Here is a 15,347-nt window from a genome sequence, read left to right on the forward strand (position 1 = left end):
CGCGCCGGCTATCGGAACTGCCCCAGCGTCGTTCCGTTTAGCGCGCCGTGTCCCGACCCCGTGCTTTCCGCCTCTAGCCCACCGTTCTATTGAGCCCTGACACCCTCGCCCCCACGCCCGACGCCGTCGCCGCCGAACTCACCGAAGCGGAAGCTTGGACCCCGGCCGACGCCGAGCGGCTCTACCACGTCCCGTCCTGGGGCGAGCGCTACTTCCACGTCAACGAGCGTGGGCACGCGGCCGTCCGCCCGTGCTACGGCAGCGACCTCTCCGTCGACATCCACGCCGTCGCCGAGGAGCTCGGGCGGCAGGGCGTCGAGTTCCCCGCCCTTATCCGGTTCCAGGACCTCCTCGCCACGCGCGTCACCGAGCTGAACGAGGCGTTCCGCTCGGCCATCTCCGAGGCGGGGTACGAGGGGCGCTACACCGGCGTCTACCCGATCAAGGTCAACCAGCTCCGCGAGGTCGTCGAGGACATCGTCGAGGCGGGGAAGCCGTACGACTTCGGGCTGGAGTGTGGGTCGAAGGCCGAGCTCGTCGCCACGCTCTCGCACCTCGAAGACGACGAGACGCTGCTGATCTGCAACGGCTATAAGGACAATGAAATGCTCCGGCTGATGCTGACCTTCCAGCGGCTCGGCAAGAACGTCATCCCCGTCGTCGAGAAGCTGGCCGAGTTCGAAGCGATCGAGCGGCTGGCGAACGAGATGGGCGTCGAGCCCCGGTTCGGCCTCCGCGTCCGCCTCGCGGCGAGCGGCTCCGGCAAGTGGGCCGAGTCCGGCGGCGACCACTCGAAGTTCGGCGTCTCGACGCCGGACCTCCTCGACATCGTGGACCGGCTGGAGGCGACGGGGCGGACCGAGGCGCTGCACCTGCTCCACTTCCACCTCGGCAGCCAGATCGCCGACATCAACAACCTCAAGGCGGCCGTCCGCGAGATCTCCCGCGTCTACGCCTACCTCCGCCACCGCGGCCTCCCCGTCCGCTACATCGACTGCGGCGGCGGGCTCGGCGTGAACTACGAGGCCGGCGCGCTCGGCTCCCACGGCGCCGTCGATTACTCGGTGCAGGAGTACGCCAACGCCATCGTCTTCGCCGTGAAGGAGATTTGCGACGCCGAGGAGGTCCCGCACCCCACGCTCGTGAGCGAGAACGGCCGCGCCCTCACCGCCCACCACTCCGTCCTCATCGTCGAGGTCTTCGGCGCGACGACGAAGCCGGAGGCCGACCCGGATTGGACGCCTGCGAAGGGCGATCACGCCATCCTCCACGAGCTCCACCGCATCCACGACCTCGTCCGCTCGAACGGCCGCGGGCTCCGCCTCGCCGAGATCCTCGAAGCCTACCACGACGCCGCCGAGCAGCGCCAGCAGGCCGACACCCTCTTCTCGTTCGGCTACCTCGACCTCGCCGAGAAGGCCCGCGCCGAGCGGCTCTACTGGAGCGTCTGCCGCGCCATCAACCAGCGCGTCCACCGCGCCGACCCCGAGTGGCTCCCGCCCGACCTCGACGCGCTCGACGACCACCTCGTCGACCAGTACCTCTGCGCGTTCTCCGTCTTCCAGTCGATCCTCGATCACTGGGCGATCGGCCAGCGCTTCCCGATCATGCCGATCCACCGGCTCGACGAGGAGCCCACGAGACGCGCCACGCTCGTCGACCTCACGTGTGACTCCGACGGGAAGGTGAGCCACTTCGTCGCGCCCGACCACGACAAGCGCTTCCTCGAAGTCCACCCGCTCGAGAAGGACGGCCGCTACTTCCTCGGCTTCTTCCTGATGGGGGCCTACCAGGACATCCTCGGCGACACGCACAACCTGTTCGGCGGCGTCACCGAGGCCCACGTCTACGCCGACGACGAGGAGCCGGAGAACTTCTACGTCGAGACCGTGATTCGGGGCACGACGGTGCAGGAGATGCTCGGGCGCGTCCAGTACTTCCCGCAGGGTCTGGAGAAGAAGATGGAACTGCTCCTCCGCAAGAAGTCGAAGGACGGCACGATCCGCCCCCGCGAGGCCACGGCCGTGCTCGACGCGTACCGCCGCGTCCTCGGCACGTATACCTACTACGACACGCAGTTCGAGTAGCGCCGCGCCACCGCCCGAACCATCAGCGCCCGCATAGCCATGCCTGATTCCACGATGAAGCTCGGCCTCGTTCAAATGGCGATGGGCGAGGACCCCGACGCCAACATGGCGAAGGCCGTTGACGGCGTACGTGAAGCCGCTTCCGGCGGGGCCGAGGTGATCTGCCTGCCCGAGCTCTTCCGCTCGCGCTACTTCTGCCAGACCGAAGACGCCGCCCTCTTCGCCCTCGCCGAGCCCATCCCCGGCCCGAGCACGGAGACCTTCGCCGAGCTCTCCGCCGAACTCGACGTGACGATCGTGGCGAGCCTGTTCGAGCGGCGGGCCGCCGGGCTCTACCACAACACCGCGGCCGTGCTCGACGGCTCGCGCGGCTACGTCGGGAAGTACCGCAAGATGCACATCCCCGACGACCCCCGCTTCTACGAGAAGTTCTACTTCACGCCCGGCGACCTCGGCTTCAAGAGCTTCGCGACCGACCACGGCGACCTCGGCGTGCTGATCTGCTGGGACCAGTGGTACCCCGAGGCCGCGCGGCTGACGGCGCTCCAGGGCGCCCAAGTTCTGTTTTATCCCACAGCCATCGGCTGGCAGCGGTACGAGAAAGAGAGCCACGGCGGCCCGCAGCGCGATGCGTGGATCACCTCGCAGCGCGCCCACGCGATCGCGAATGGCTGCTACGTCGTCTCCGTCAACCGCACCGGCTTCGAGCCAGCACCGGATGCCGCCGACGCCGACGATGGCATCGAGTTCTGGGGCAGCAGCTTCGTCGTCGCGCCGAACGGGCAGATCCTCGCGCAGGCGGGGACTGACGAGGAAACCGTGCTGCTCGTCGACGCCGAACTCGGCGAGATCGAGGCGCTCCGCCACGGCTGGCCGTTCTTCCGCGACCGCCGCATCGACGCCTACGCGCCGCTCACCCGCCGCTTCATCGACTCGGACTGACCCGCCGGGCGCTCGCTTCCCGCCGTACAGACGCAGCATGCTGCGTCTCTGCCTCTCGCTTCATGTCCACTGATTCTCCCCTTTTCACTCCCGGCAGTCCTGCCGCCCGCGGCTACCGGATGCCCGCCGAGTGGGAGCCCCACGCCGGCACGTGGATCACCTGGCCCCACTTCGAGGGCACGTGGCCCGGCAAGCTCGACGCCGTCGTCCCCACGTACGTCGAGATCGCGAGGGCACTTTCGGCGGGCGAGACGGTCCACATCAACGTGCTCGACGAGGCGGCCGAAGAGGTCGTCGGCTCACTCCTCCGGCTCGCTGGGATTGGCGGCGACGTCCGCCTCCACCGGATCCCGACGGACAACGAGTGGGTCCGCGACTACGGCGCGATCTTCGTCACGAACGGCGCGGGCGAGCGCCTCGCGACGGATTGGCGGTTCAACAACTGGGGCGAGAAATACCCCGACTTCGCCCTCGACAACCTCGTCCCCGAGCGGATGGCCGAGCTCGTCGGCACGCCGCGCGAGGCGTTCGACTTCATCCTCGAAGGCGGCTCGATCGAAGTCAACGGCGACGGGCTGCTGCTGACGACGGAGGCGTGCCTGCTCAACCCGAATCGCAACCCCGGCACGTCGAAGGAAGAGATCGAGCGGCGGCTTCGCGATGCGTTCGGCGTGCGCGAGATCCTCTGGCTCGGCGACGGCATCGTCGGCGACGACACCGACGGCCACATCGACGACCTCACGCGGTTCTTGAATCCGAACACCGTCGTGACGGTCGTGGAGGACGACCCGAGCGACGTGAACTACGAACCGCTCCGCGAGAATCTGGGCCGACTCCGCGCCCTCAACCGTTTCGAAGTCGTCGAGCTGCCGATGCCCGCGCCGGTGCAGTGGGAGGGCGAGCGGCTGCCCGCGTCGTACGCCAACTTCTACATCGGCAACCGCGCCGTCCTCCTCCCCGCCTTCGATGACCCCGCCGACCGCGTCGCGCAGGAGACCCTGCAACGGTACTTCCCCGACCGCGTCGTCACGCCCATCGACTGCCGCGATCTCGTGTGGGGGCTCGGCGCATTCCACTGCCTCACGCAGCAAATCCCCGCCGGGAACGACGCTACGCTGAGGCAACGGTAGAGTCGCAGCGCGCTGCGACCCTACGGCGACGTGCTCTGCTGCAGGGTCTGGGACTCCTCCGTGGAGACCGGTTCGCGGCGGTGCGCGATGACGGGGACGGAGCGGCCCGGCCGCAGCGTAACGCTCGGCTGGAGTGGGATCGGCTGATCGTCGGCGAGGCGGAGCCGCCACCGCTGGGCCAGCGTTGCGGTGACGAGCACGCCTTCCATCCACGCGAACTGCTCGCCGATGCAGCCGCGCGGGCCGGCGCTGAAGGGGAGGAAGGCGAACTTGTGCCGCTTGATGTCGGCCTCGGGCGCAAAGCGGTCGGGGTCGAAGGTCTCCGGGTTGGCCCAGAGCCGGGCGTCGTGGTGGAGGACGTAGGGGCTGATCGTGAGGATGGACCCCTCGGGGATGCGGTGGCCGCCGAGGACCGTGTCGCGCACGGCGAGGCGGCTGATGGCCCACGCGGGAGGGTAGAGCCGGAGCGCTTCGCTGAACACTTGGCGCGTGAATCCCAGCTCGCGGAGGTCGTCGAACGTCGCGGGGCGGTCGCCGAGCACGGCGTCGACCTCGGCGTGGAGGCGGGCGGCGACGTCGGGATGGCGGGCGAGGAGGACGTGGGTCCACGTGAGCGCGTTCGCCGTCGTCTCGTGGCCGGCGAGGAACAGCGTCATCACCTCGTCGCGGACCTCAGCGTCGGTGAGGTGGGCGCCGGTGTCCTCATCCTGCGCTTCGAGGAGGAGGCCGAGGAGGTCGGGGCGCGGGCGGCGCTCGGCGCGGCGCGCCTCGATGATGCCGTAGACGACGCGGTCGAGGTCGGCGCGGGCGCGGCGGACGCGGCGGCTATCGGGGAGCGGGAGCTTGAGGAGAGCGTCGGCGAACGGGTTCATCATCCGGCGTCGGAAGACACGCATCGCCGTGTCGAGCGCGCGGCTGATCCGCGTCACGGCCCACTCGACGTGGGCGCCGAAGAGGGTCTCGGCGGCGATCTCGAGCGTGAGCCGCATCATCTCGCGGTCGAGCGCGAAGACCTCGCCGTCGTGCCAGCCCGCGGCGGTCCGCTCGGTGAGGCGCGTCATCGTATCGGCGTAGGCGCGGAGCCGGTGATGGTGGAACGCCGGGAGGATGAGCTTGCGGTGCTGCCGGTGCAGCGGGTCCTCGCTCGTCAGCAGGCCCTCGCCGAGCACGACCTTCGTCCGCTGGAGGATGGGGCTTTTGGTGAACGCGTCGGTCGGCGTCGTGAGGAGCTCCTTGACGAGTTCCGGGTCGGCGACGAGGTAGAACGGCCGGAGGCCGGTGTCGGCCTGGACGAGGGCGCCGCCGGTCGCCGCCATCCGTCCGAACGTGCCGAGCGGGTCACGCTGCATCTCCAGGAGCAGCTGGCCGGGGAAGCGCGCGGGGTACGTCGTCTTGGTGAAGAACGGCATGGGAGCAGGGGCTGAGGATGGGGCATTGTACGCACGGGACGGCTCGTTATGTCCGCGCTCGGAGGGCAAAAAACGAGCGCATCGTTCTGTCATCGCCTGCCGGCGCCTCGACGAGCGGGATCCGGCTCCACCGATTATTAGTGCACAGAGTACCTTCTGTTTTCTCCGCCCCTCTGCACTTCAACAGGACCCCGCGATGGCCGACGCTCCCGCCAGCTACCCGCCCCCCGCCGACTTCCAGCGCCGCGCACACATCGGCTCCGCCGAGGCGTACGAGAAGCAGTACCGCCGCTCCGTCGAGGATAACGAGGGCTTCTGGGCCGAGCAGGCCGAGCGCATCGACTGGTTCGCGCCGTTCGATTCGGTGAAAGACGTGTCGTTCGACGCGGACGACGTGCACGTCCGGTGGTACGTCGGCGGCAAGACGAACGCCTGCTACAACGCGCTCGACCGCCACGTCGAGGCCGGGCGCGGCGACCGGACGGCCTTCATCTTCGAGCCCGACGACCCCGATGACGCCTCACGCCGGATCTCGTACGCCGAAGCGCGCGACGCCGTCGCCCGGTTCGCGAACGTGCTCAAAGCGAAGGGCGTCACGCGCGGCGACCGCGTCACGCTCTACCTCCCGATGATCCCCGAGGCGGCCTACGCCATGCTCGCCTGCGCCCGCATCGGCGCCGTCTTCTCCGTCGTCTTCGCCGGGTTCAGCCCCGAAGCCCTCGCCGGGCGGATCAACGACGCCGAGAGCGACTTCGTCATCACCGCCGATCAGGGCCGTCGCGCGGGCTCGACCGTCGCGCTCAAAGCGAACGTCGACGCCGCGCTCAAGAACGCGCCGGGCGTCCGCCACGTCCTCGTCATTCGCAACACCGGCGGCAACATCACGTGGAGCGAGAACCGCGACGTGTGGCTCCACGAGGCTCTCGAGGAAGTCGACGCCGACTGCCCGTGCGCCGAGATGGACGCCGAGGACCCGCTCTTCATCCTCTACACCTCCGGCTCGACCGGCACGCCGAAGGGCGTCGTCCACACGACGGCCGGCTACTGCGTCTGGACCTCGATCACGCACGAACTCGTGTTCGACCTGCACGAGGACGACGTGTTCTGGTGCACGGCCGACGTGGGCTGGATCACGGGCCACTCGTACATCGTCTTCGGCCCGCTCATCAACGGCGCCACGCAAGTCTTCTTCGAGGGCGTCCCAACGTATCCCGACGCCGGGCGCTTCTGGGAGGTCGTCGACAAGCACGGCGTGACGATTTTCTACACCGCGCCGACGGCGATCCGCGCGCTCATGGCGAAGGGCGACGCCTTCGTCACGCGCTCGGACCGTTCCAGCCTCCGCCTGCTCGGCACCGTCGGCGAGCCGATCAACCCCGAGGCGTGGCGGTGGTACTACGAGACTGTCGGCGACGAGCGCTGCCCCATCGTCGATACGTGGTGGCAGACGGAGACGGGCGGGATTATGATCTGCTCCCTCCCGGGCGCGCTCCCGCAGAAGCCCGGCGCGGCGGGCCGCCCGTTCTTCGGGGTCCAACCGCAGGTCGTGGATGGCGAGGGAGCCGTGCAGGAGGGCGCGACGCAGGGCATCCTCGTCCTCACCGGCAGCTGGCCGGGGCAGGCGCGGACGGTGTACAAGAACCACGGCCGCTTCGTCAATACCTACTTCACGGCCTACGACGGGAAGTACTTCACCGGCGACGGCTGCCGCCGCGACGCCGACGGGACGTACTGGATCACGGGCCGCGTGGACGACGTGATCAACGTGAGCGGGCACCGGATGGGCACGGCCGAGGTCGAGAGCGCGCTCGTGCTCCACCCTGCCGTCGCCGAGGCCGCCGTCGTCGGCGTGCCGCACGAGATCAAGGGCGAGAGCATCTACTGCTACGTCACGCTCGGCGCCGACTACGCCCCGAGCGAGGACCTCCGCGACGAGCTCCGCCAGCACGTCCGCCACGTCATCGGGCCGATCGCGACGCCGGAGTTCGTGCAGTTCGCCGTTGCGGGATTGCCGAAGACGCGCTCGGGCAAGATCATGCGCCGCATCCTCCGCAAGATCGCCGCGAACGAACACGACGCGCTCGGCGATACCTCGACGCTCGCCGACCCGGAGGTCGTGACGAAGCTGATCAAGGGCCGCCGCAACCGGCCGAACCGGGACGCGGAGGAATGGCTGGGGTAGCTCGGCCTACTCGGGCAGCAGCCGGCCGCTGAGGGCGAGCAACTCGACCTCGGCCTGCTTCGCCTCGAACACGGCAGCGACGAGACGGCTCTGCGCGTCGATGAGGGCACGTTGTACCTCGCGTAGCTCCAGCGACGTGCTCACGCCGAGCCGGAACCGTTCGAGCGCGACGGTCACGTTCTGCCGCGCCGCGTCGGCGTTCGCCTCTTCGAGCGCGACGAGGAGCAGGCTCCGCTCGTACACGGCGAAGGTGCTTTCCAGCGCTGTCAGGAGCGCCGTCCGCGTCTGATCCACGACGAGCGCCTGCTGCCGCTGCCGGAGCGCGGCGTTCCCGAGCCGCCGCCGCCGCTGGAACCCGTCGAAGAGATCGAACGTGGCGGTGAGCCCGTACGTGAAGCCGCCGGCCTGGCCGGGCGTGAGGCCGATGGGGTCGGTGACCTGGTCGAACACGTAGCCGGCGGTGAGGTCGACGCGGGGCCAGAACTCGCGGCGGACGGCCGTGCGGTCTAGCTCGGCCGCCTCTTCCGACGCGCGCGCGGCGCGGAGGTCGGGCGCGTCGAGCGCGTCGGCTTCGAGCATCCCGAGCGCGAGCGTCGTGTCGACGGCGACGGAATCGGTCACGCGGAAGGCGGCGTCGGTGCGGTCGATGAGTTGGTTGAGGAGGGCCTTCGACTGCGCGAGCGCGTTCTGCTGGCGGAGGAGGACGGCGCGGTCGGCATTGAGATCGACGAGCGCGCGGCGGACTTCGAGGTCGGATGCGGCGCCCACGTCGCGGCGGCGTGTGGCGATCTGCAAGCGCTCCTCGGAGAGCGCGACGGCTTCGCGCAGCACGAGGAGCTGGTCCTGCTGCCGGGCGATGTCGAAGTACGTCACGTACGCGTCGGCGAGCACGGCCTCGGCCGTGGCCTCGGCATCGAAGGCGCGCGCCTCGGCGAGGGATTGGAGCCGGCGGTAGCGGGCGACGCGGGCGAGCCCCTCGAAGACCGTCACGCGCGCGCCCGCCGCGAGGTCGAGCGAGTAGTCGCTGCTGCGGTCGATCTGCGTGGCGCCGCCGAACGAGGCGAGCCGCCGCTGCGTCGCCGTGAGGCTGACGGTCGGGAGGAAGTCGGCATTCCCGAGCGAGGCGTCGTTGTCGGCGATCTCGCGTTCCAACCGGGCGATCACGACGGTCGGGTTCTGGTCGAGGACGAGGGCCGTCACCTCGGCGAGCGTGAGGAGCGGGAGCATGTCGGCCGGCACGGCCGTGACGGCGAACGGCTCTGGCGGCAGGAACGGGCCGAGCGAGTCCGCCGGGACCTGCGCGAGGGCGGGTACGGCGAGGAGGAGAGCGAGAACGAACGGGATAACTGTCTCGAGTTTTGAGGTACAGCGAACCCCCTTTGCCCTTGTCATCCTGAGCGAAGTCGAAGGATCTCTAGGGAGACTGCCCGGAGAGATCCTTCGACTTCGCTCGCTGACGCTCCCTCCGCTCAGGATGACGAAGCATAGAGCACGACTCGGGTTGACTATGTTCACGCCGTCGCCGTCTGGGCGGAGGGGAGCGCGGCGTCGAGCGCCTCGCCGTCGCCGCCGTAGGCGTCCTCGATCACCGGGGCGAGCTCTCGCCGCGTGAGGTACGGGTAGACCGCCGGGATCACGTACAGCGTCAGCCCCGTCCCGACGAGGAGGCCGCCGATGATCGCGATCCCCATCGGCATCCGGCTCGACGCGCCCGCGCCGAGGGCGAGCGCGATCGGGAGGGTACCGAGGATGGTCGAGGCCGTCGTCATCAGGATCGGGCGGAAGCGGGCCGCCGCCGCATCCAGCGAGGCCTCGCGGATGGAGCGGCCGGCGGCGCGGCGCTGGTTGGCGAATTCGACGATCAGGATCGCGTTCTTCGTCACGAGCCCGACGAGCATCACGATCCCGATCTGGCTGAAGATGTTGAGCGACTGCCCGAAATACCACAGGAAGAGGAGCGCGCCGGCGAGGGCGAGAGGGACCGTGAGGAGGATCGTGAACGGGTCGCGGAAGCTCTCGAACTGCGCCGCGAGCACGAGGTAGATCATCAGCAGGGCGAGGAGGAACACGAAGAGCACGCTGCCCGAGCTCTCGCGGAAGTCGCGGCTCTCGCCCGCGAGCGTCGTCGAGAACGACTCCGGCAGCACCTCGGCGGCGACGGCGTCCATCGCATCGAGCCCGGCTTCGAGCGTCGTGCCCGGCGCGAGCGCGGCGCTGACCGTCGCCGAGACGAAGCGGTTGTAGCGGTAGAGCTGCGGCGGCGCGCTCTCCTCGCGCACCGACACGAGCCCGTCGAGCGGGACCGGCTCGCCCGTCGCGGCGCGGACGTAGAGGTTCGTGAGGTCGATCGTCTCGTTGCGGTCGCCGCGCTCGACCTGGGAGATGATCTGGTACTGCTGCCCGTTGCGGACGAAGAACCCGAGGCGCGACTCGGCAAGCGCGAGTTGGAGCGTCTGCGACACGTCGCGCACCGACACGCCGACCTTCTCCGCTCGGGCCCGGTCGATCTCGACGCGGAGTTCGGGCTTGGAGAACTTGAGGTTCACGTCGACGAACGCGAAGGCCTCGCTCTGCTGCGCCCGGTCCATGAACTCGGGCAGCGTCGCTTCGAGCGCGGCGAAGCTCGGGGCCTGCAAGACGTACTGCACCGGCAGCCCACCGCCGCGGCCGACCGAGATCGTCGGCTCTTGGGAGACGAACGTCCGCGCCCCCGTCAGCCCGCCGACCGCCGTGCCGAGCGCGTCGGCGATCGCCTGCTGCGAGCGCTCGCGTTCCGCCGGCTCGACGAGGCGGAGCCGGGCGAACGCCGAGTTCGTCGAGCGCCCGCCGAAGCCCGGCGAGGTGACGGTGATCAGCGCCGCCGTCTCCGGCACCTCGTCCTCCACGACGCCGATCATCCCATCCACGAACGCGTCCATATAGTCGAACGTCGCGCCCTCGGGTGCCGTCGCGAAGAGGCGGAGGCCGCTGCGGTCTTCGAGCGGCGCGAGCTCTTCGGGAAGCGTGCGGAAGATCACGACGACGAGGAGGATGCTCGCCACGAACGCGAGCGGCGCGGCCCATCGCCGGGCGACGAACCCTTCGAGCGAGCGCCGGTAGCCCTCGGTCAGCCGCTGGAAGAACGGCTCGGTCTTGCGGTAGAGCCACGGCTGCACGGCGCGCTTCTTCAGCAGCTTCGTCGCCAGCATCGGCGCGAGCGTGAGCGCGACGAACGACGAGATCACGACGGCCCCCATCAGCACGAGCCCGAACTCGCGGAAGAGCCGCCCGACGAGCCCGTCGAGGAATACGATGGGGAGCAGCACCGAGACGAGCGCGAGCGTCGTCGCGATGACGGCGAAGAAGATCTCCTTCGTCCCGAGGATGCCCGCCGGGACCGGCTCGTGGCCGGCCTCGATCTTGGCGTAGATATTCTCCAGTACGACGATCGCGTCGTCCACCACGAGCCCGATCGCGAGGACGAGGGCGAGGAGCGTGAGGATGTTGATCGAGAAGCCGAAGAGCCACATCACCGCGAACGCGCCGACGAGCGAGATCGGGATGACGACGATGGGGACGAGCGTGGTGCGCCAGTCGCGGAGGAAGAGGAAGATGACGAGGATGACAAGCCCGAGCGCGAGGAAGATCGTCTGCTGCACCTCGCTGATGGAATTGCGGATCTGCGTCGTCTGGTCGAACCCGATGCCGAGGCGGAGGTCGGCGGGCATGTCGGCTTTGATCGGTTCGAGCCGCTCGTAGAACTCGTCGACAATCGCGATGTAGTTGGCGCCCGGAAGCGGCCGGAGCACGACGCCGACCATCGGCGTGCCGTCGCGCTTAAGCACGGTCCGCTCGTTCTCCGCCCCGAGCTCGGCGCGGCCGACGTCGCCGAGCCGGACGAGCTGGTCGCCCGCCCGCTTGACGATGAGGTTCTGGAACTCCTCGACAGTCTGCAGGCGGCCCATCGTCCGCACGGTCAGCGCCACGCTCTCGCCCTCGATCTGGCCCGTCGGCAGCTCGACGTTCTGCGCGGTGAGCGCCCGCTGCACGTCGAGTGGCGTGAGCTGGTACGCGGCGAGGCGGGCGGGGTCGAGCCAGAGCCGCATCGCCCAGCGCTTCTCGCCCCAGATGTCGACGCGGGCGACGCCGGAGATCGTCTGGAGCCGCTCTTTGAACAGGTTCTCGGCGATGTCCGAGAGCTCGAGCAGGCTCCGCTCGTCGCTCGCGATGTTGAGGAAGACGATGGGGTCGCCGTCGGCGTCGGCCTTCGCCACGCGCGGCGGGTCGGCGTCGGGCGGGAGGTTGCCGACGGCGCGGCTGACGCGGTCGCGCACGTCGTTGGCCGCCCGTTCGAGGTCAGTCCCGAGGTCGAACTCGACGGTGATGTTGCTCGACCCGTCGCTCGACTGCGACGTCAGCGTGCGGATCCCGTCGATCCCGTTGATCTGCTCTTCGAGCGGCTCGGTGATCTGCGCGTCGATCACGTCGGCGTTCGCCCCTCGGTAGCTCGTCGAGACCGAGATCACGGGCGGATCGACAGCCGGATACTCCCGCACGCCGAGCCGCGTGAACCCGAGCACCCCGAACAGGATGATGACGAGCGAGAACACCGTCGCGAGGACGGGCCGCCGGATCGAGAGGGCGTAGAGGGTCACGGCTATTGGGTGATTGAATGACTGAGTGATTTGCTGATTTGGAGGTTGAATCACCCAATCAGCGAATCACTCGATCAGCGAATGTCAAAGCGTGCTCGTGACAGCGGCGGGGACCGGCTCCGAGGTCAGCCCATCGATGGACTCGATGCGGACGGTTTGGCCGGGACGGATCGACTGGAGCCCGCTCGTGATCACGGTGTCGCCCGGCGCGATGCCGTCGACGATCTGCACGGCGTCGTCCGTCCGCACGCCGGTCTCGACCGTCCGCGGCGTCGCCTTCCCGCCCTCGACGACCCACACCCGCTTGCCGCCCATCTCGGAGATCACAGCGATGGCGGGGACGGGGAGGGCACCGGCGATCTCGTCCACGATCAGCTCCACGTCGGCGAAGGCGCCGGGGAGGAGGAGGCCGGTCGGGTTGTCGACGCGGGCGCGGAGGAGGAGCGTCCGCGTGTCGAGGTCGACGCGGGGCTCGACGGCGTAGACCTCGCCCTCGAACGTGCCGGGCGCGCCGGCAATCGAGAACAGCACGGCGTCGCCGGGGCGGACGCGGCCGGCGTAGCGCTCGGGCACGGAGAACTCCAGCTTCATCGGGCTCAGCGCCTGCAGCGAGGCGATCTCGGACTGCGGCGTGACGAAGGCACCCTCGCTCACGTAGCGCAGCCCGATCACGCCGGAGAACGGCGCGCGCACCTCGGTCTTGGCGATCTGCGCGTCGAGGAGGTCGACCTCGGCGCGGAGCACGTTCAGCTCGCCGAGCACACCGTCGTACTCGTCCTGGCTGACGCCGCCGATGTCGAGCAGCTTCCGCTGCCGGTTCTCGCGCGTGGCGGCGAGCTCGATCCGGGTGCGGAGCCGCTCGCGCTGGGCGCGCAGCTCGGCGTCGTTGATCTTGACGAGGAGCTGGCCCCGGCGGACGCGGCTGCCTTCCTGGAAGTAGATGTTCGTGACGCGGCCGGAGGTCTCCGCCGAGAGGTCCACGGCCTCGTCGGCCTGCAGGCTGCCCGTGGCGCGGATCCGGTCGCGCATCGTCTCGGGAGTGGCGACGTAGGCCGTCACGCGGGCGGGCTGCCCGCCGCGGGCGCCGGGCGGCGGTCCTTCCGGGCCATCAGAGCGCAGCTTCGGCCACGCGAGCAGGGCGAGGACGACGAGGGCGATCGCTGCGAAGAGGAGGCGCTTCTGCCAGGGCTTCATGCCCGAACGAGACTCGTGGGGGAGGTGAAGATCGTTGCAACGAAGATCTGGGCGCGAGGCTCCACGCTTCACCAGAAATACTGTGCGTCCTCGCTTTGGGCGACAAAGGATACGTCGAGTGGGAAGCGTCGGGAGGGCCCGTTGATACGAACCGCACGTCGGCGGGTACGGACTGCACCGGCCGCGGGATCACACGCACGGAGGGTGCCGGTCGACGGGTGTCCGACGAGTCAGGGGCGGCGTGTCAGTACAGCCTCCAGCGAGCGCCGCGCCGCCTCGGGCACGACGGCCGGTTTCCCGTACCACAGCAGCCCGACGACCGTCTCGCGCGCGGCGTCAAGGCCTGCGAGGTCGTAGAACGCCGGCTCGCGGGTGACGGCCCCCGTCGTCCACTTCACGCCGATGCCCTCGCTCCAGAGATAGAGTTGGAAGTTCTGAATCGCGCAGGAGCACGCGGCGTAGTCCTCGCGCATGCGCGTCGCATCCTCCGAGACGCGGCACGTCACGACGAGCCAGCCGGGGACCGCAGCCCACCGCACGCGCTTCGCCTCGCCCGCCGCCGCACCGCGCGCCGCTGCCACGAGCCGTGCGTTGAGGTCGACGATGGTCGCGGCCGTCTCCGGTCCGAGCAGGACGAACCGCCACGGTTCGGTCAGCCGGTGATTTGGCGCCCACCGCGCGAGGTCGAGAGCGCGGAGGAGCACATCGTCCGGCACCGGCTCGGGCTCGAAGAGGTGGACCGTCCGCCGCGAGCGGAGGAGGGCGGCGACGGCGTCGGGCACGGGGAGATCGGCGGGGCTCACGGGGCGAGGTGCTGGAGGAAGTCGAGGTAGTAGCGCGCCGTCGTGCGCGGGACTTCGAGCATCGGCGCGTGGCCGACGTCCGGCAGGAGGACGACACGAATGTCCGGCACACGTTCGGCCCAGACACGCGCGCTCGACGGGTCGATGATCCGGTCGTCGGCGCCGAAGAGGAGGAAGACGGGCATCGCGAGCGCGGGCAACTCGTCGGTGATGAGCATCGGCGGACTGTTGATGTCGCGCCAGATGTGCTGGTTCTCCTCCGCGCGCTCGGCGTAGGCACGGGCGAGGACGTCGCCGGCCGGCCACGGCAGGTCGGGCGGGTCGTTGAAGGCGAGGGCGACGAGGCTGTCGTACCCAGCCGCTGTCGTGGGGACGAGTGGGTTATCGCCGGCGGCGAGCGCTTCGCGGAAGGGGCTCGGGTCGGGCGGCTCCACGCCCGCCGGATCGAGGAGGAAGAGCGACGCGACGCGGTTCGGGTAGTCGAGCGCGATGCGCGTGGCGACGAGCCCGCCGAGCGAGTTGCCCGCGAGGTGGAACCGGTCCAGCCCGATGGCATCGAGCGCGGCCACGACGCCGTCCACGAGCGCCGGCACGTCGTACGTCGCCGCCGGGTCGAACGTGCTCTCGCCGTGGCCCGGCATGTCGGGGACGACGAGGCGGAGCGAGTCCGGGAGGTGGGGAACGAAGCGGACCCAGTTGTCTTTGTTCGCGGCGAACCCGTGCAGGAGGACGACCGTCTGGCCCGGCGCTTCGCGTTCGAGGTAGGCGATCGTGCCGGTCGGTGTCTCCACCGTGCGTGCGTCGAGATCGGCTCCGCGGCGCTCGGCCTTCAGCCCGGCGGTGTAGAGGGTGTTCTGAACGGAGGTGCAGCCGGCGAGGAGGAGCAGGCTGAAGAGGGCGAAGCGGCGCATCGGCGAAGGGTCGGGTGGGGGCTCCCCACGCGCGCGGCGGGGCGGAAGATCCCCG

10 protein-coding genes are annotated in these 15,347 nt (G+C 69.7%); 4 read left to right on the forward strand and 6 right to left on the reverse strand.

Annotated elements, in window-relative coordinates; genetic code table 11:
• The first annotated feature begins 89 nt into the window (after positions 1–89).
• From speA to ABJF88_11300, 3 genes are all read left to right on the forward strand, one after another.
• Positions 90–2,087, forward strand: coding sequence for a biosynthetic arginine decarboxylase (speA, locus tag ABJF88_11290; protein ID MEP0547507.1), 1,998 nt, complete (start codon positions 90–92; stop codon positions 2,085–2,087).
• 39 nt (positions 2,088–2,126) lie between these two features.
• Complete coding sequence (locus tag ABJF88_11295; protein MEP0547508.1) at positions 2,127–3,029, forward strand: carbon-nitrogen hydrolase; 903 nt, start codon at positions 2,127–2,129, stop codon at positions 3,027–3,029.
• Between the two features lie 62 nt (positions 3,030–3,091).
• Positions 3,092–4,159, forward strand: coding sequence for an agmatine deiminase family protein (locus tag ABJF88_11300; GenBank protein MEP0547509.1), 1,068 nt, complete (start codon positions 3,092–3,094; stop codon positions 4,157–4,159).
• Positions 4,160–4,179: 20 nt separating this feature from the next.
• On the opposite strand, the gene ABJF88_11305 is transcribed toward ABJF88_11300, so the two are convergent.
• Positions 4,180–5,568, reverse strand: coding sequence for a cytochrome P450 (locus tag ABJF88_11305; GenBank protein MEP0547510.1), 1,389 nt, complete (start codon positions 5,566–5,568; stop codon positions 4,180–4,182).
• 196 nt (positions 5,569–5,764) lie between these two features.
• Here ABJF88_11305 and acs point away from each other — a divergent pair, with 196 nt between their 5' ends.
• On the forward strand, positions 5,765–7,750 hold the full coding sequence (gene acs / locus ABJF88_11310) for an acetate--CoA ligase (protein MEP0547511.1): 1,986 nt from the start codon (positions 5,765–5,767) through the stop codon (positions 7,748–7,750).
• A 6-nt stretch (positions 7,751–7,756) separates the two neighbouring features.
• Here the strand turns inward: acs and ABJF88_11315 are convergent, their stop codons facing one another.
• The 5 genes from ABJF88_11315 to ABJF88_11335 all read right to left on the reverse strand — a co-directional run bounded on the left by ABJF88_11315 (position 7,757) and on the right by ABJF88_11335 (position 15,292).
• Entirely contained in the window at positions 7,757–9,142 is a 1,386-nt protein-coding gene (locus ABJF88_11315; protein ID MEP0547512.1) for a TolC family protein, read from the reverse strand.
• A gap of 119 nt (positions 9,143–9,261) precedes the next feature.
• The gene (locus tag ABJF88_11320) at positions 9,262–12,384 is read right to left on the reverse strand and encodes an efflux RND transporter permease subunit (GenBank protein ID MEP0547513.1); all 3,123 of its coding nucleotides are present in this window, start codon (positions 12,382–12,384) and stop codon (positions 9,262–9,264) included.
• An 84-nt stretch (positions 12,385–12,468) separates the two neighbouring features.
• On the reverse strand, positions 12,469–13,578 hold the full coding sequence (locus tag ABJF88_11325; protein ID MEP0547514.1) for an efflux RND transporter periplasmic adaptor subunit: 1,110 nt from the start codon (positions 13,576–13,578) through the stop codon (positions 12,469–12,471).
• 230 nt (positions 13,579–13,808) lie between these two features.
• The gene (locus ABJF88_11330; GenBank protein ID MEP0547515.1) at positions 13,809–14,381 is read right to left on the reverse strand and encodes a nitroreductase; all 573 of its coding nucleotides are present in this window, start codon (positions 14,379–14,381) and stop codon (positions 13,809–13,811) included.
• Positions 14,378–15,292, reverse strand: coding sequence for an alpha/beta fold hydrolase (locus tag ABJF88_11335; GenBank protein MEP0547516.1), 915 nt, complete (start codon positions 15,290–15,292; stop codon positions 14,378–14,380). Before ABJF88_11335 ends, ABJF88_11330 begins: the two co-directional genes overlap by 4 nt.
• Positions 15,293–15,347: the final 55 nt, after the last annotated feature.

Source organism: Rhodothermales bacterium (assembly GCA_039944855.1).
Classification (GTDB): domain Bacteria; phylum Bacteroidota; class Rhodothermia; order Rhodothermales; family JANQRZ01; genus JBBSMX01.

What these genes read in the sequence shown, in the direction of transcription:
- ABJF88_11295 (MEP0547508.1), top strand. Translation starts at nt 2,127, where the DNA reads ATGCCTGATTCCACGATGAAGCTCGGCCTCGTTCAAATGGCGATGGGC.
- ABJF88_11300 (MEP0547509.1), top strand. Translation starts at nt 3,092, where the DNA reads ATGTCCACTGATTCTCCCCTTTTCACTCCCGGCAGTCCTGCCGCCCGC.
- ABJF88_11305 (MEP0547510.1), bottom strand. Translation starts at nt 5,568, where the DNA reads ATGCCGTTCTTCACCAAGACGACGTACCCCGCGCGCTTCCCCGGCCAG.
- acs (MEP0547511.1), top strand. Translation starts at nt 5,765, where the DNA reads ATGGCCGACGCTCCCGCCAGCTACCCGCCCCCCGCCGACTTCCAGCGC.
- ABJF88_11315 (MEP0547512.1), bottom strand. Translation starts at nt 9,142, where the DNA reads ATGACAAGGGCAAAGGGGGTTCGCTGTACCTCAAAACTCGAGACAGTT.
- ABJF88_11325 (MEP0547514.1), bottom strand. Translation starts at nt 13,578, where the DNA reads ATGAAGCCCTGGCAGAAGCGCCTCCTCTTCGCAGCGATCGCCCTCGTC.
- ABJF88_11335 (MEP0547516.1), bottom strand. Translation starts at nt 15,292, where the DNA reads ATGCGCCGCTTCGCCCTCTTCAGCCTGCTCCTCCTCGCCGGCTGCACC.